The organism is Luteipulveratus flavus (genome assembly GCF_029439465.1).
In the GTDB taxonomy this organism is placed as follows: Bacteria; Actinomycetota; Actinomycetes; order Actinomycetales; family Dermatophilaceae; genus Luteipulveratus; species Luteipulveratus flavus.
Genome location: NZ_JAROAV010000032.1, coordinates 1 through 16189 on the forward strand (window position 1 = coordinate 1; position 16189 = coordinate 16189).

Annotated in this window: 12 protein-coding genes; 8 read left to right on the plus strand and 4 right to left on the minus strand. The window is 71.6% G+C overall.

Features of this window, described 5'->3' with window-relative positions; genetic code table 11:
* Window positions 1-28 precede the first annotated feature (28 nt).
* Window positions 29-1144, plus strand: a complete 1116-nt coding sequence (locus P4R38_RS12915) for a S8 family peptidase (RefSeq protein ID WP_277192474.1) — start codon at window positions 29-31, stop codon at window positions 1142-1144.
* Window positions 1145-1508: 364 nt separating this feature from the next.
* Here P4R38_RS12915 and P4R38_RS12920 read toward each other — a convergent pair whose 3' ends face one another.
* On the minus strand, window positions 1509-2129 hold the full coding sequence (locus P4R38_RS12920) for a DUF5317 family protein (RefSeq protein ID WP_277192475.1): 621 nt from the start codon (window positions 2127-2129) through the stop codon (window positions 1509-1511).
* Window positions 2130-2966: 837 nt separating this feature from the next.
* Between P4R38_RS12920 and P4R38_RS12925 the strand changes: the two genes are divergently transcribed.
* Entirely contained in the window at window positions 2967-4739 is a 1773-nt protein-coding gene (locus P4R38_RS12925) for a CHAT domain-containing protein (protein ID WP_277192476.1), read from the plus strand.
* 260 nt (window positions 4740-4999) lie between these two features.
* On the opposite strand, the gene P4R38_RS12930 is transcribed toward P4R38_RS12925, so the two are convergent.
* From P4R38_RS12930 to P4R38_RS12940, 3 genes are all read right to left on the minus strand, one after another.
* Complete coding sequence (locus P4R38_RS12930; protein ID WP_277192477.1) at window positions 5000-6379, minus strand: FAD-dependent oxidoreductase; 1380 nt, start codon at window positions 6377-6379, stop codon at window positions 5000-5002.
* A 39-nt stretch (window positions 6380-6418) separates the two neighbouring features.
* The gene (locus P4R38_RS12935) at window positions 6419-6967 is read right to left on the minus strand and encodes a GNAT family N-acetyltransferase (protein WP_277192478.1); all 549 of its coding nucleotides are present in this window, start codon (window positions 6965-6967) and stop codon (window positions 6419-6421) included.
* Between the two features lie 110 nt (window positions 6968-7077).
* Window positions 7078-8925 (minus strand): sialidase family protein, encoded by a 1848-nt coding sequence (locus P4R38_RS12940; RefSeq protein WP_277192479.1) that lies wholly within the window; start codon window positions 8923-8925, stop codon window positions 7078-7080.
* A 250-nt stretch (window positions 8926-9175) separates the two neighbouring features.
* Here P4R38_RS12940 and P4R38_RS12945 point away from each other — a divergent pair, with 250 nt between their 5' ends.
* From P4R38_RS12945 to P4R38_RS12970, 6 genes are all read left to right on the plus strand, one after another.
* Window positions 9176-10309 (plus strand): C1 family peptidase, encoded by a 1134-nt coding sequence (locus P4R38_RS12945; RefSeq protein ID WP_277192480.1) that lies wholly within the window; start codon window positions 9176-9178, stop codon window positions 10307-10309.
* A 29-nt stretch (window positions 10310-10338) separates the two neighbouring features.
* Window positions 10339-10842: a hypothetical protein gene (locus P4R38_RS12950; protein ID WP_277192481.1), complete on the plus strand. Its 504-nt coding sequence runs from the start codon at window positions 10339-10341 to the stop codon at window positions 10840-10842.
* 2 nt (window positions 10843-10844) lie between these two features.
* On the plus strand, window positions 10845-11162 hold the full coding sequence (locus P4R38_RS12955) for a protease inhibitor I42 family protein (protein WP_277192539.1): 318 nt from the start codon (window positions 10845-10847) through the stop codon (window positions 11160-11162).
* A gap of 244 nt (window positions 11163-11406) precedes the next feature.
* Window positions 11407-12213, plus strand: coding sequence for a hypothetical protein (locus P4R38_RS12960; RefSeq protein WP_277192483.1), 807 nt, complete (start codon window positions 11407-11409; stop codon window positions 12211-12213).
* 204 nt (window positions 12214-12417) lie between these two features.
* Window positions 12418-14301 carry a gamma-glutamyltransferase family protein gene (locus P4R38_RS12965; RefSeq protein ID WP_277192485.1) on the plus strand — a complete coding sequence of 628 codons (1884 nt, stop codon included), beginning with the start codon at window positions 12418-12420 and terminating at the stop codon, window positions 14299-14301.
* 156 nt (window positions 14302-14457) lie between these two features.
* Window positions 14458-16116, plus strand: coding sequence for a RecQ family ATP-dependent DNA helicase (locus tag P4R38_RS12970; protein ID WP_277192486.1), 1659 nt, complete (start codon window positions 14458-14460; stop codon window positions 16114-16116).
* Window positions 16117-16189: the final 73 nt, after the last annotated feature.

A 16189-nucleotide genomic window follows, 5' to 3' on the forward strand; every position in this document is an offset into this window, starting at 1 on the left:
GTCGAACCCGGTGCACGAGTCGAACCCGGTGCACGAGTCGAACCCGGTGCACGAGTCGAACCCCACCCATGAGTCGAACCCCACCCATGAGTCGAACCCGGGTGCCGCGAGCGCTGGCAGCTGGCCGGTCGCCTCGTACGGGCAGGCAGGCAGCGGCGGGCGCCAGCCGGTTGCATTTGTCGGCCGTCGTCCGTACCGCCGACCGGACGACGACATCGCAGGTCGTCGTCCAGTGGTGGCGATCGTTGACACCGGCTGCGGAGACCATCCGTGGCTCCGTGACATCGTCCGGACCGATGTCACGTTGGACGGACAGAGCATCGGAGACACCGACGCGGCCACCGATCCGGAGCGCCACCCGGACCAGGGCGGTCCCCTCGACGGCGGGATCGACACCCTCGCGGGGCACGGCACGTTCATCGCTGGTCTTGTCCATCAGGCTTGTCCTGATGCGGACATCGTGTCGTGGCGCGCGGTCAGCTCAGGCGGTGTCATCGTGGAGTCCGAGTGGCTCACCGTGCTGACGCAGATCGCCGAACTCGTCCGGCGTCATGCCGACGGCGAGGAGGGCGGCCACCCCGTCGACGTCCTCAATCTCTCGATGGGCTACTACCACGAGACGACTGACGATGCGCTGTTCGACCCCACGCTGGCGAAGGTGCTCGATCAGCTGGCGGAAGCAGGCACGACCGTCGTGTGCTCGGTCGGCAACGACGCGACGTCTCGGGAGTTCTACCCGGCAGCGTTCAGCGCGCGGTTGACCGGCGAGACACGCGTTCCTGTCGTCTCGGTCGGTGCGCTCAACCCGGACGGCGCATCGGTCGCCATGTTCAGCAATGCCGGGCCCTGGGTGCGCACGTACGCGCCCGGCGCCGCCGTCCTGAGCACCCTTCCGCCCTTCCAAGGCGGATTCGAGCCGATCGCGCGCACGGTGGCGGAGGGTAAGGAACGCGAGACCATCGACCCGGACGACTACACCGGCGGCTTCGCCTTGTGGAGCGGGACGTCATTCGCTGCACCTCTGGTCGCCGGCCGAATCGCCGACGCGCTCGTCGATCAGCTTTCCTCGAGCGGCGACTCCCGCGAGGCCGCTGTGGCTCGCTCACGAGCAGCGGTTCGCGCCGCAGTGCCTGAGATGCGCTAGCGACAGACATGGAGCAGGAGGCCGGCGTCCGACGGACGCCGGCCTCCTGCGCTGTCGTTACTCGAGAAGAGCGCGACAGCCCGTCCGTCAGTTGCTGCGCTCGATCGGTGCCGCGAGCGCGTAGATCGTCAGCCCCGTGGCAACGACAGCAGCCGCCGCCACGTAGGCGCGTGCCTTGAAGTCCTGCATCTCAACCTCCCCTCTGAGACTTCCTGCTCGTCACCGTCAGTTGCCGTGCTCGACCGGTGCCGCGAGTGCGTAGATCGTCAGCCCCGTGGCAACGACAGCAGCCGCCGCCACGTAGGCGCGTGCTTTGAAGTCCTGCATCTCAACCTCCCCTCTGAGTCCGTCAAACGGCGGACGGTCACGGTTCGACCGCCCGAGCTCTCGTGCTGAGACGTGACCGATCCGGGCGGATCACGAACATGCCCAGCACGGCTACCACCCCACCAACGATCAGCAGGAGATCCCCGACACTGAGCACTTTCAAGAGGGGCGGCAACGGGATGACGTCCGAAAGTGCGACCACCCACCAGGGCTCGTCGGTGATCGGGAGGTTTCGTACCGACCTGCGCGCCATCCTCGCGAGTTCGGCGTCTCCGAATCCGGCGGCTCTCGCGGCGCTCACCGAGAACGGCATCGCGCCGTAGGTCCACTGCGGTAGCGCGTTGCACAGCGCTCCCACCACGATCAGGCCCAATCCGACTCTCGCAACACGTCCGTTCAGCTTCCAGTTGAGAACGCAGAACGCGATGGCGATCACGACCGTGATGGTCACGGCGAGCCGAAGAGCCCACTGGTCCCCGACGACGGGCGGATACCAGGACTCGGAGTACACCAGCATCGTCACAGCGGCAACGGGGATGAGCCACCAGGCGCGTACACGAATTCCCTCGTACTCGAATCGTCGCGGAGCGGCCAGGATGAAGGCAGCAATGACGAACCCAGGAAGGAGCATCAACATCAGCATCTTGGGCCCCGGCACAGATCAACCGTATCGACGAACAGGCCGCCGCGAGTAGGTCACCGGACGAGATTCATCTCGGTGCCTTCTACTGGTTGGATAGCAGGAGTGACCGGGTACTCGCCATGATGGAGTGTGCTCAACGCCCTCCAGCTTCACGAGCGGGGCCTCGCCCATAGCAACGCCGGCCGGCACGCGACTGCCCGGCGAGCCTTCCTGCGCGCCCGCGACAGGGCCGATACACCGGACATGATCGCGCACATCGATCTCAGCCTCGCCTACACAGAGTCAGAGCTCGGCACCTTCGACGACGGGATCGCCCGATGCCGCCTCGCCCTGGAGCTGAGCGGCGTGTCCGGCCATGTCCGCGGACTCATCCAGTCTCAACTCGGTTTACTCCACATGCGTGCGGGCGATGGAGCAGCGGCCTTGACCGCGATGTCAGCGGCCGAGAGCCTGATCAGCTCGGATGCACATCAGGCGCTGGGCAACCTGCACCTCAATCGAGGAAACGTCTACCTCCAACGCGGTGATGCCCGATCGGCTCAGCACGACTTCTCTGCGGCCTCGCTCGAGTACGGGAAGGCCGGCCTCGAGCGCGGCCGAGTCAAAGCGACTCACAACATGGGCTATGCGAGGCTCGTCGGCGGGGACATCGCAGGAGCCCTGAGCCTGCTCGATGAGGCGCGACCTGGCATGAAGGCGCTGGGACCCGTGTACGAGGCGGTCAGTGCTCAGGACCGCGCGGAAGCGTTGATTGCTGCTGGGATGCCGCACCAGGCTTCCGACTCGCTCCGTCAAGCGAGTGTCGTCCTTGCCCGACGTGGCCTCAGGCAGAGTCAGGCAGAAGCGTTGCTGGTGCTGGCGAGGCTCAACCTGCGTCAGGACGCACGCGAGGCACGCAAGGTGGCGCGTCGGGCGGCGCGCCTGTTCAGCAACCGGGGTAGCGACGCATGGGCTACCAAGGCCGAGGCGGTGGCGCTCGCCGCAGAGGTCATGAACGGCTCGCGTCGGCCGGCCCTGCTCGACGAGGCGGCCGACATCGCCGGCCGCCTGCGTACCCAGGGTCTGGTGCACGACGCGTCCGCCGTGCTGCTGCAGTCCGCCCGCGTCGCCGTACGCCTCGACGACCTGCCGACCGCGCGCGGCCGGGTGCGCGGCGTACGGCAGCGTGCGGATGCGCCCCTGGAGAACCGGTTGCTGCAGCACGAGGTCCGGGCCGAGCTGTCGCTCGCCGGTGGCCGGCGCAAGGACGCCATGCAGCACGTACGGGACGGGCTGGCCTCGCTGCACGACTGGCAGTCCTCGTTCGGCAGCCTCGACCTGCAGAGCTCGCTCGTCGGGCACGGCCGCGGTCTGGCGGTCGCCGGTCTGCGGATGGCCGTCGAGGACGGGCGGCCCGAGGTCGTGTTCGAGTGGACCGAGCGTGCCCGGGCTTTGACCAGCCGCGTCGCTGCGGTCCGGCCGCCCGACGACCCCGACGGCGCCGCCCGCCTCCAGGAGCTGCGTGAGCTGCACGCCCAGATCCGGGCCGCCGACGCCGAGGGCCGGCCGGTCGTCGCGCTCGTGCGCAAGTCGTCCCGCCTGCAGCAGCAGATCCGCGAACGGGCTTGGCACGACCCGGGGTCCGGCCTCGTCACCGAACCCACGACGCTCGACCAGCTCCAGGCACAGCTCGGCCAGCAGGACGGCGTCATGCTGGTCCACGTCGTCACGCACGGCCGACTGCGGCTGCTCGTCGCGACCGGTGACGACACCCGCGTGCTCGACCTCGGGGACTGGGCGCCGGTCGGTCGCATCCTCGACGGACTCCGCGCCGACCTCGACGTCTCGGCCGCGCACCTCCCCCCGCCGCTGCGCCAGGTGGTGCTGGACAGCCTCGACGACCGGCTCGCGACGCTCTCACGGCACCTGGTCGCGCCCGCCGCGGACCTGGTCGGCGACGACCGCCCGGTGCTGATCGTGCCGACCGGACGCCTCGCCGGTACGCCGTGGACGATGCTGCCCGGTCTGCGCGGCCGTCCCGTCACGATGCCCCGGTCCGCCTCGCTCTGGGTCGCCCACCAGCACGCGCCCGACCACCCCCGACGGCGGGCGGCGTTCGTCGCCGGTCCGCGGGTCGAGCGGGCCGCCGAGGAGGTACGGCGCGCGGCCGCCGCCTGGGGCGAGCGCGCGGCCGTCGTCGCGAGCGCGGACGCCACCGCTGCGCACGTCACCGAGGCCGCCCACTCCGCCGACGTCATGCACGTGGCGGCGCACGGGCGTCACTCCGCCGACAACCCGCTGTTCTCCGGTCTGGAGCTCGCCGACGGGCCGTGGTTCGGGTACGACATCGACCGGCTCAGCGCCGTCCCCCGCACGGTCGTCCTCTCCGCGTGCGAGCTCGGCCGCTCCACGGTCCGCTGGGGTGAGGAGACCGTCGGCATGACCCAGGCGTGGCTGCACGCCGGGGCGTGCACGGTCATCGCGTCGCCCGCCAGCGTGGACGACGACGTCGCCTGCGAGGTGCTGGCGGAGACGCACGTCCGGCTCGCGGCCGGGCGCGCGCCGGCGTACGCCCTCGCGGACGCGACCGCTGCGCTCGGCCTCGGCGCGCGCAGCTCGTTCATGTGCTTCGGCGCGGGCTGGTAGATCCGCGCACCCGCCGCCTGACCGCCGTTGTCTCATCAGGCGAGACGGGCGCGGCCGGGGACGTATCAGCGTCGGCCGCTCGCGCTCTTCCGTCATGTCACCGCGTGTGACGCAGGAACGCCTCGGCCTGGCACTCGCTTCGCCCGCCGAGGAAGGCGGCTCCCGGGTTGGGGGATCGGGGAGCCGCCGCCGTACGACGGAGGGCGTGGCTACTGGAGGGGGCCGCGCCCTCCGGCGTGCCCCGGCTCCGGACTCTTCGTTCAGGCCAGGGGCCGCAGGCCGGCCAGCACCTCGTTCAACGCCTCGGTCGTCGACGGGTGGGTCCAGATCCCGTCGCGCAGCCGGCTCGCTGTCACGCCGGCCCGCATGGCGAGCGCGACGAGGTTGACCAGCTCCTGGGCGTCGGTGCAGAACAGGGTGGCGCCGAGCACCTCGTCGCTCTCGGCGTCGACCACGAACCCGATGAGGCCGTGCGTCTCCTCGACGATCTTCGGGCGCGGCATCGCGGCGATGTCGGCCACCGGCTTGCTCGTCACCAGCACCGCACGTCCCTGGTCGCGTGCCTGAGTCGCGTTGATCCCCACCCGCGCGAACGGCGGCGTGATGAACGTGGTGCGCGGTACGGCGACCCGGTCCTTCGTCGTCCGGGACCCGTCGCCGATGAGCGCGCTCAGCACGACGCGGTGGTCGTCGAGGGAGATGTAGGTGAACTGGGGGCCGCCGTTGACGTCACCGACCGCGTAGACCCCATCGGCGGAGGTCCGCAGGTGATCGTCCACGACGATGTAGCCCCGCTCGTCGGTGTCGACACCCGCGGCGGACAGATCGAGGTCCGCTGTCACCGGGCGCCGTCCGGTCGCGCACAGCACCGCGTCCGCCTCCAGGTCGGTGGCGTCACCCGGTCCGTCGACCTGGACGACGACGGTGGGCCGGGCGTCGACGAACGCGGTCGCGCTCGTGCCGTGACGGAACGTCACCCCGGTGTCGACCAGGCTCTGCTCGACGGCGGCGGCCGCGTCGGCGTCCTCCTCGGGCAGCAGCCGCTCGCCGCGGTTGAGCACGGTGACCTGCGAGCCGAAGCGCGCGAACATGCCCGCGAACTCCAGCCCCACGAAGCCGCCACCCACGACGACCAGGCGGCGCGGGAACGGCGAGACGTGCTGGAGGGAGGTCGAGTCGTACACGTGTGGCCCGTCGGCGCCCGGGACCGGCGGACGCGCGGGCTCCGTGCCGGTGTTCAGGACGACGGTCTCGGCCGACACCCGCAGCCGCTCGCCGCCGGCGGTGACCTCCACCTCGCGCGGACCGACGAACCTGGCTGCCCCGTCGATCAGCGTGACCGCGTCGACCTCCTTGAGCATGGCGTGGTTGCGCGCCCGCAGCCGGCCGGTGAGGTCGTCGCGCTCCTGGACCGCCGCGTCGAACCAGGCCTGCGCGTCGTCGGCGAACCGCCGCTGCTCCGCCCGGTGGACCAGGGCCTTCGTCGGGACGCACGCGATGTTGATGCACGACCCGCCGTACATCCGGTTCGAGCGCTCCACCACGGCGACGCTGCGGCCCGCGCGGCCCAGCGCGCCGGCGAGCGTCTTGCCGCCCTTGCCCCAACCGATGACCAGTACGTCGACCTGCAGCTGCTCCACAACGAGCCTCCCGGGCGGAAACGAGTGGCGCCCAGTGTGTCAGTCCGCCTCGCGCAGATCGAGGACGTGCAGGACCCGGTCGTACCGGTGCTCGGCGTCCGGGGCGACGAACTCCTCCAGCCGCCCGTACTCGCGGAACCCGCACGAGACGTAGAGCCGCTCGGCGCCCTCGTTGTCGCCGCGGAAGTCCAGCGTCAGCATCTCCACGCCCGCCTCCCGGGCCGTCCGCGCGAGCTCGGTGACGAGGGCCCGGGCGATGCCGCGCCGCTGGAACTCCTTCGCCACGGCGAGCTTCTCGAGGTCGGCGTGCGGACGGTAGGTCGGCCGGATGTAGCGCCGCCAGAACCCGAAGCCGGCGAGGTCGTCGCCCACCATCGCGACAACCAGTGACGCGTCCTGCGGGCTGTCGTCGACGAGCTCCCACAGCAGGTCCGCCACCTCGGCGCGGCCGGGCGGCGCCGTCCAGCCCAGCGCAGCGCCGTCCGCGACCAGGCGCTGCAGGAGCAGGGCGGCCGCATCGGTGAGATCCGTTGTGAGGTCTGCGCTTTCGAGGACGTGGCAACGGATCGCCAGGGCGTTCGACGACATGCTCCCCATCGTCCCACCCGTGAGCGGGGCGATGGACTGTCATGGTTCGCCGCAGACCAGACCGTGATGCCCTCGTGATGTCGCTCCAGCAGGTGAGACGGACCGCTCGCTCACGGGTTGCGGACCACGATCGGCTGCGGCGTGACGGTCTGCGACACGCGCCGGCCGGAGGGCGTCGTGCCGGTGACCGTGACCGACGGCGCGTACTGCCCGGCCGCGACCTCGGCGGCCGTCACGGTGTGCGTGGCGGTCTTGCACAGGTAGCTCTGACCGGCGGCCAGCGCCGAGTAGTGGCACGACGCCAGGTTGTCCAGGTTGCCGGTAACCGTGACGTCGGTGAGCTGTTGGTTGCCGGTGCTGCCGACGCGCATCCAGAACGCGAGTCGGTCGTCCGCCCAGCCCGCGGCGCCGAGCGGCACCGTGCTGTCGGGGTAGAGCTCCCCCAATACCGCAGGCGCTGCAGGCGGATTGGCCGCCGGCGTCACCGTCAGCATGCTCCGCGTGCTCGACGACTGCCCATCCACGGTGTACCGCGCGGTGATCGGCTTGTCCCCGACGACGCTCGTGGGCGCGCTGAACGGCACCGAGACCGTCCGAGACTCGCCCGCCGCCAGCCGCGCCACGCGCACCGAACCGGCGGCCCAGGTCGTACCCGGCTCGAGCGTGACGTTCCCCGGGGCGAGGGTGCCGCTGGTCTGGTTGGTGAGGCGGACGGTCGCGCTCGCCTTCGTCCCCGCCTGGTGCGAGGCGGGCAGGGTCAGCGACAGCGGAGCGCAGAGCCCCGCCAGCCACGAGACGTCGAAGCGCGACATGGTGATGTACTCGTACCCCTCGCGCTCCCAGAGCAGCCCGATCCGCCCGTCCGGCAGGTGACTGAGGGTGGAGTAGCCGGACGAGCCCTGCGTGATCGCCTTGCTGACCGGCCAGGTCTGACCGTCGTCGCAGGACATCCGCACGGTGGCCTCGCGGCGGATGCTCGGGTCCGGGGTGTTGCTGAAGAGCAGCAACTTCGAGCGCGGATCGCCGGCCGGCGCGTCGGGGTAGAGGCGCATGATCGAGCCGTTGTTGCCGGAGTCGGGCAGCTCGGGGTCCGCCTCGAACGGTCCGTACGTCTCGCCGCCGTCGTGGGAGATCGCCACCTTGCGGTACGGCGCCGTCCGCGAGTTGAGCATGACGTCGCCGTTGGACAGCTCGACGGTCTTGTTCTCGTCGGCGCCCGGACCCACGAGCTGACCGAACGTCCAGGTCGCACCGTGGTCGTCGCTGTAGAGGCTGGCCGCGTAGTTCTGCCCGTTGTAGCGGATCGCGTACTGCTGGACCAGCCGGCCGGCGTGCGCGCCGTGCCGCAGCTGGATGCCCTCACCGCTGGCGGCGAACAGACCGCCCCAGGCGGGGTTCTTGGCCATCGAGGTGATGCGGCGGTGCTGCCAGGTGACGCCGTCGTCGTCGGAGTAGCTGTAGTCCATCTGCGTGGCGTTCGGGTCGGTGTCGCTGTTGCCGGTCGCCCCGCCGCCGAAGCCCTGATTGATGCTGGACACGTAGAAGACGAAGATCCGTCCCGTCTCGCGGTCGACGAGCAGGCTGGGGTCGCCGTGCCCCTCCGGCGCCGGGCTCTCGCGGACGACCTGCTGCGGCAGCCACGTCCTGCCGCCGTCGGTGCTGCGCCGGATGACGATCGCGATGTTCGACGGGACGTCCGCCATCGTCGGGCGCCGGTCGTACGCCGCGATCACGGTGCCCTTCGTGCTCGTGGTCAGCGCCGGGATCCGGTACTGCGGGCCCTGGTCGTACCGGCGGGCGAGGTCCTCGGTGTCGATCGCGCCGGTGGGCGGCTGTGGCGGCCGGAGTGAGGCGGTCGACGCGGCCTTCCAAGTGGCGGTCGGAGCCGCGAGCGCGGCGGGGGCGGCCGGGACCAGCAGGCCTGCGCTGACGACGGCGGCGAGAACGGTGTGGCGCATCACGGAGCTCCTCGGGTCGTACGGGGACGCCCGGATCGGCACCGCCGCACCGAGCGACTCGGCGAGGCGACATCGGACGTCTGATGTCTGATGCCTGCAGACGCTAGTGGCGACCGGTCGGTAGATCGGGCGGTTGACCATCTCCTGACCTTGGTCACGTGATGGTCAAGAGCCGGACGGCCGGCGCGGTATCAGGCACCCGCCGCGCGGGCTCCTCTCCTTCGTCATCACCGCACACAGGGGGTCGGACATGGCCAAGGACAAGATCGACATCAAGGCCGTCCAGGCAGCGGTCGCCGAGGCGCCGGACGCGAGCTGGGACGCCACCGAGAACCGCATCACCCGCCTGCCCGAGGAGCAACGTCGAGTCCGCCTCGGCGTACCTGTGCCCGACCAGCCGGTGCGCGAGAGTCTCGAACGAGCCGCCGCCGCCGTACGGTCGGCCCACGCGTCCGGGCCTCAGGCAGCGGCTCGCGCCAAGGCCGAGTCCGCCTCACTGCCAACCGTTTTCGACCTGCGCAACGTCGGCGGTCAGAGCTACGTCGCCGGAGTCCGGGACCAGGGCAGCTGCGGTTCCTGCGTGTCGTTCGGCAGCGTCGCCGTCCTGGAGGGCACCGCGCGCTTCGGCCGCAAGACCCCGTCGCTCGCCGTCGACCTCTCCGAGGCGCACCTGTTCTACGGGCACGGCAGCACGGTCGGCGTCACCTGCGACACCGGCTGGATGCCGATGCCGGCGCTGACCTTTTGCACGTCCAAGGGCATCACCTACGAGAGCGACTTCCCGTACGTCGCCGGCAACCCCGGCGGCAAGACCGCGCCGACCGGGTGGGAGTGGCACCGCGGTCGGGCGACTGGCACCGTCGACCTGACCGAGAAGGTCGCCGACATCAAGAAGCACCTCACGACCGTCGGGCCGGTGACCGGCTGCTTCGTGGTCTACACCGACTTCTACGGCTACAGCTCCGGTGTCTACAAGCACGTCACCGGCGGCGAGGAGGGCGGCCACTGCGTCGCGATCGTCGGGTACGACGACACCAAGCAGGCCTGGATCATCAAGAACAGCTGGGGCACCGGCTGGGGCATGGGCGGGTACGCGTACATCGGGTACGGGCAGTGCCTGATCGACACCTGGGCCAACGTCGGCGTCACCGGAGTGCGGCTGCGCACCTGGACCACACCGAAGAAGGTGCTCGGCGGGTACGCCTCCGGGAGCGAGCGCAGCGGCTGGGTGCACGTCCAGGACCACGGCTGGGTGAGCGTCGGCGGCCTGACCGGCACCGCCCACGTCGCGATGTTCGCCGACCTGCTGACGGCCAAGGAGAAGGGCGCGTTCGTCAACGCGTACGAGAACGAGGGCGTCATCGCCCAGACCTACGCCTACTGACCCGGCCGAGCCGACGAAGGAGACCCGACATGGCCACCAAGACCACCACCCGACGTACGAGCCGTACGACCCGGAGCCGTAACGGCGCACCGGCCGCCGCGACCCCGGCGCCCTCCCTGGAGGTGCTGACCGAGCCGCACGAGCTCAGCGAGGAGGAGCTCCAGCTGATCAGCGACGCCGGGTCGCCACTGCCGAGCTCACCCGTGGCCGACGCGGAGGACGACGCACCGACGTTGATGCCCCCCAGCGTCCGGGGTACCGCGCAGGGCGCCGAGTCGGCCACCGCCGACCCGGACTCCGCGACGGCCGGCACCACCATCACCGGGCAGCGGATCACCGCGCTGTGGGCCGAGCAGACGAGCCGCAAGGCCTCGGTGCACCTGCAGACCGCGGGCTGGAAGAAGCTCAGCACGCGCACGGACTTCGGTTCGACCGTGCTGACGATCCTCGCCGCGCACGCCCGAGCCACCGGCATCGCACCGACCCTCGTCGAGACGCCGGCCGGCACGATCGATGCGATGTACGCGTGGTGACGATGCACCACGTCGTGGAGTCGCCCGAGGACGGCCAGCGCATCCCGCTGGCCGCCGGCGACAGCCTGGAGGTCAGGCTCCGTCACCCGTCCGGCACCGGCTACCGCTGGACGGTGACCGACCTGCCGCCGGGCGTCGTCGTGGGCGGGGACGACGCCCAGGTCGAGGCGGGCACCTCGTCGGCACCGGGTCAGGCCCGGACGAGCGTCGTCGAGCTGGTCGCGTCCTCGCCCGGTGAGTCCGTCGTCCGGCTGGCGCTGGAGCGCCCGTGGGAGGACACACCGCTGGAGACGGTGTCCCTGACGCTCGCGGTGAGCTGAGCGCTCGGCCGCCCGCCCCGAGCGCTCCTTGCGAAGTCCGTCTGCCCGGCCCCGCATGGAGCGCCGGCCGGACGAGACTCGCGCGGGAAGTCCGGCCACGTCCGGCGGTACCCATGACGCGTTCGCGCGGCTAGTGTCCGAAGGGACGCGGACGGGCGAGCGAGGGGACGCCATGGCCTACTGCGGACAGTGTGGGAGTCCGGTGACGGGGAGGTTCTGCGCTGCCTGTGGCGCGCGGACCGACGTGGGTGGACGCGATCTCGACGCACCTCCGCCGAACCAGTACGCCAGTGATCCGTACGCGTCCGCCCCGTACGGCGAGTACGACGACCCCGACTACGACGTGCCGCCCCGGCGGGGGATCCGTCCGCGGACGCTGGTCGCCGGCGCGCTCATCGGGATCGTGCTCGGCTCGGCCGCGGTGACCGCGTACGCCCTCACCCGCAACGGCGAGCCGAGTGGGACGGCGGCGGTCGTGTCACCGACGTCCTCGACCGCCCGGACGACGCCCACACCGCCGGCGTCCACCCCCGTACCCGCGCCGTCGACACCGAGCCCGACCTCGACCAGCCGGCGGCCGACGCCGCGGACGTTCACGACGTCCACCCCGCCGGCGGCGACGTTCTCGGTGCCGCCGCCGTCGGAGCCGACCGACGACGCACAGGCCATCGTGTCGCTCAACCAGCGGGCCGACGAAGACGAACGCGCGACGCCCATCGACCGGCTGTGGGTGGTGCAGCTGGACAGCAAGTACGTCGGCGTGCGCGACCTGAGCCAGCAGCCGACGCCGTTCACCGCCGTGGACATCTGGAATCGGTTCCAGAACGTCATCAGCGACCCGCGGTTCGGCGGTCAGGTGCGGATCGTGCGCGACGACCACTTCGGCAAGCGCATCTCCCAGGGCAACCGTCTGACCTGGGTGGCGCTGCTGGACCTCGACCTGCCGGACAAGGCATCCGCGCAGGCCTGGTGCGAGGCGACGTTCGTGGAGCGCGGCACCGACCTCGCCAACGTCTGCCTGCCGCGTCAGATGACGCCACCCCGGCGCTAGCCCCGGCCCGACCGGCTGTCCCTGCCGCAGATCTCGTCTGTCCGGCACTCCATGCACGGCCGGGCAGACGAGATCCGCGGGGTGCGCTTCGGCGTGGCGAGGGCACCGGCGCCGTACGGTGGCAGCACCGCGGCACCGAGGACTGGTTCCTCGCGGGCTGGGCTCCGGCGCCGGGCCGTCACCCCGAGCCAAGGAGCCACCCCCATGGACGCGCAGCTCAGCAGACGATCGGTCCTTCTCGCCGGAGCCGTGGGCGGTGCAGCCGCCGCGCTCGGCACCGCGAGCCCACCCGCACACGCGGCGGCACCGGCGGTGATGCCGCCGGCTGTGGTCCGCGAACCGGTCAAGGTGCCCGAGGCGATCGGGACCGGCGGCGCCGTTTCGTGCGTCGACCCGTACGCCGCGGACGTGGGCATCCGGGTGCTGCGCGCCGGCGGGAACGCCGCGGACGCCGCGGTCGCGATGGCCGCCACGCTCGGCGTCACCGAGCCCTACTCCTCCGGCATCGGCGGGGGCGGCTTCTTCGTGTTCCACCACGCCCGGTCGGGGCGGACGTACACGATCAACGGCCGGGAGGCCGCGCCACTGACGTACACCTCGACCGAGTTCACCGACGGCAACGGCAACGCCCTCGACTTCGACACAGTGGTCAGCTCGGGCAAGAGCGTCGGCGTCCCGGGGACCCTGATGACGTGGGCGGTCGCGGCGGCGCGGTTCGGGACGCGGCGGCTCGCGGACCTGCTCGCTCCGGCGGAGGCCCTGGCGCGGGAGGGGTTCGTGGTCGACGCGTACTACCGGAGCCTCACCGCCCAGAACGAGGCGCGCTTCCGCACGTTCCCCGAGACCGTACGGGTCTACCTGCCGGGCGGGCAGGTGCCGGCGGTGGGCGCGACGCAGCGCAACGTCGACCTGGCCGACACCTATCGGCTCATCCGGCAGCGCGGTGTCGGCGAGTTCTACTACGGGCGGATCGCGCGGGCGATCGTCGACGAGGTCACCGACCCGACGACCGCGCCGGGCGTGTCGGTGCTGCGCGGCGAGATGCGGCTGCGGGACATCACCCGCTACCGCGCGCCGATCCAGGAGCCGACGACGAGTCGCTACCGCGGGTACGAGCTGCGCGGCATGTCGATCCCGTCGTCCGGCGGCATCGCGGTCGGGGAGATCCTCAACCTGTTGGACGCGTTCGCCGCGCGCACCGGCCGCTCGGTCGCCTCCCTGTCGCAGGTGGACTACCTGCACTGGTTCTCCGAGGCGTCCGCCCTCGCGTTCGCCGACCGCAACCGGTACGTCGGCGACGTGCGCGGCGTCCCGGTCCGCGAGCTGCTGTCGCCGGCGTACGCGCGCGAGCGGGCCCTGCTCTTCAACCCCGATCGGGCGCTGGCTCGGCCGGTGCCGTTCGGCTCGCCGGACGGCGACTCCGCCGGCTCACCCGGTGGTGGGCGCCAGCTGGGCGCGCCGAACGAGGGCCGCTCGACCACGCACCTGAACGTGGCAGACCGGTGGGGCAACGTCGTGGCGTACACGCTGACGATCGAGCAGACCGGCGGGTCGGGCATCACGCTGCCGGGGTACGGGTTCCTGCTGAACAACGAGCTGACCGACTTCGACTTCGTGCCGCTGCAGGCCGGCGTGCCCGACCCGAACCTCCCCGGCCCGGGCAAGCGACCGCGGTCGTCGATGAGCCCGTCGATCGTGTTCTCCTCGGACGGCGGCGGCCGGGGTCGGCACGGCGGCGGACACGGTGGTCGACTGCGTCCGGTGGTGGCGGCCGGGACGCCCGGCGGGGCGACGATCATCACGTCGGTGGCGCAGATCCTGGTGGGGTACCTGGACCGCGACCTCGACCTGGTGGACGCGATCGCGGCTCCGCGGCTGAGCTCGCGCAACGGCTCGTCCGAGGGCGCCGACCTCGGACTGGCGACCTCGCCCGTCGGGCAGGCGCTGACGGCACGCGGGCACCGGCTGTCGTCGCAGACGTGGATCGGGAACGCGTCCGGCATCGGATTCGAGGGCAGCCGGCTGGTCGCGGCGGCCGAGACCGTCCGCGGCGACGGCGGCGCCGCCCGCGTGGTGATACCGAGCTGACAGGCCCGGCACACCCGTTGGTCGAGTAGCGCCGAAGCTTGCGGAGGCGCGTATCGAGACCCGGTGCGGGACAGGGAGACTCGACTTCGGCGTACTGGCGCATCACTGGCCCCGCAGCCGGGTAAGTTCTCCGCGTGATGGACCAGGACGCGGCTCGTGCCGTCTGAGCAGACCTCGGCGATCCTCGTCGAGGACGTCGAGTTCGACATCGATCGGGCAGCACGCGACACGTTGCACTTCGGCACGCTGCGGCCAGGTCAGCGCGAGGCGCTCGAGGCGACGATGGCCGGACGCGACGTCCTCGCGGTGATGCCGACGGGACACGGCAAGTCGGCGCTCTACCAGCTGCCGGCGATCCTGCTCCAGGGGCTCACCATTGTCGTGTCGCCGCTCATCGCGCTGCAGCGTGACCAGGCGCAGGCGATCGGTCGGCTCGGGGCCGACGTCACCGCGTCCACGCTCAACTCCACGCAGGGCGTCCGCGCGACGGACAAGATCTGGGCGGCGCTGGAGGGCGGCGGTCGGCACGTCCTGTTCCTCGCGCCGGAGCAGCTGGCCCGGGATGAGGTCGTCGAGCGGCTCGCGGCGCTACGGCCGGTGATGCTCGTCGTCGACGAGGCGCACTGCGTGACCGCGTGGGGGCACGACTTCCGGCCGGACTACCTGCAGCTCGGGGCGGCGGTGCAGCGCTTCGGTCGCCCGCGGGTGCTCGCGCTGACCGCGACCGCGTCGTCGCTGGTGCGGGACGAGATCGTCGAGCGGCTGAGCATGCGCGACCCGCTGGTCATCGTCCGCGGCTTCGACCGGCCGAACATCCGCCTGGAGATGCGCCGTTCGATGGACGAGGCGGCCAAGCGGAACGCGGTGCTCGACACGGTCGCGGGGCTGCCGACGCCGGGGCTGCTGTACGTCTCCCGGCGGCGTGACACGACCGCGTACGCGGAGGCGCTGGCCGAGCGCGGGCTGAAGACGGTCGCGTATCACGGGGGTATGCGCGCGTCGGAGCGGAAGGCGGCGCACGAGCACTTCACCAGCGGCTCGGCGGACGTGGTGGTCGCGACGTCAGCGTTCGGGATGGGCATCGACAAGGCGGACGTGCGGTTCGTGGTGCACGCGGACGTGCCGGACTCGGTGGACAGCTACTACCAGGAGGTCGGGCGCGCGGGCCGCGACGGCGAGCCGGCCGAGGCGATCCTGTTCTACCGGCCGGAGGACTTCGGGCTGCACCGTTTCCACGCCGGCGGTGGCGGCGACGAGGACACGCTGCGCTCGGTCTACCACGCGCTGCGGAAGGCCGGCTCCGACGGCGTCCGGACGGCCGACCTGCGTCGCGACATCGACGCCTCGCCGCGAAGGGTCACCCAGTCGGTCAACCTGCTGGAGCAGGCGGGAGTCGTCCGGGTACGCCGGTCGCGGGCCTTCGCCAGCGACGTGAAGCCTGCCGAGGCCGTACGGCTCGCCGTCGAGATCGCCGACGCGGGTGAGCGGGTCGCGCAGACGCGGGTGGAGATGATGCGCGGGTACGCGGAGACCGCCGGCTGCCGGCGACAGTTCCTGCTGCGCTACCTGGGTGAAGAGCTGGAAGAGCTGTGCGGCCACTGCGACCAGTGCGAGGGCGGGGTCGACGACGTGCCCGAGGTCGACCGCGCGGGTGAGGTGTTCCCGACGAACACGCCTGTGCTGCACCAAGAGTGGGGCGAGGGCGTCGTGCTCGGCACGGAGGACGACCGGCTGACGGTGCTGTTCGAGCGCGAGGGCTACCGGACGCTGTCACTCCAGGCGGTGGTCGACAACGACCTCCTCACCGTCCGGTAGCCGCTGCTCCGCCGGTCGAGCAGCGCCGGAGCGCGCGGAGGCGCCTGCCATTCCGCCGGTCGAGTAGCGCCGG

Coding starts and splice junctions, on each gene's coding strand:
- P4R38_RS12935 (WP_277192478.1), bottom strand. CDS start 6,967: ATGTCGTCGAACGCCCTGGCGATCCGTTGCCACGTCCTCGAAAGCGCA.
- P4R38_RS12940 (WP_277192479.1), bottom strand. CDS start 8,925: ATGCGCCACACCGTTCTCGCCGCCGTCGTCAGCGCAGGCCTGCTGGTC.
- P4R38_RS12945 (WP_277192480.1), top strand. CDS start 9,176: ATGGCCAAGGACAAGATCGACATCAAGGCCGTCCAGGCAGCGGTCGCC.
- P4R38_RS12950 (WP_277192481.1), top strand. CDS start 10,339: ATGGCCACCAAGACCACCACCCGACGTACGAGCCGTACGACCCGGAGC.
- P4R38_RS12955 (WP_277192539.1), top strand. CDS start 10,845: ATGCACCACGTCGTGGAGTCGCCCGAGGACGGCCAGCGCATCCCGCTG.
- P4R38_RS12965 (WP_277192485.1), top strand. CDS start 12,418: ATGGACGCGCAGCTCAGCAGACGATCGGTCCTTCTCGCCGGAGCCGTG.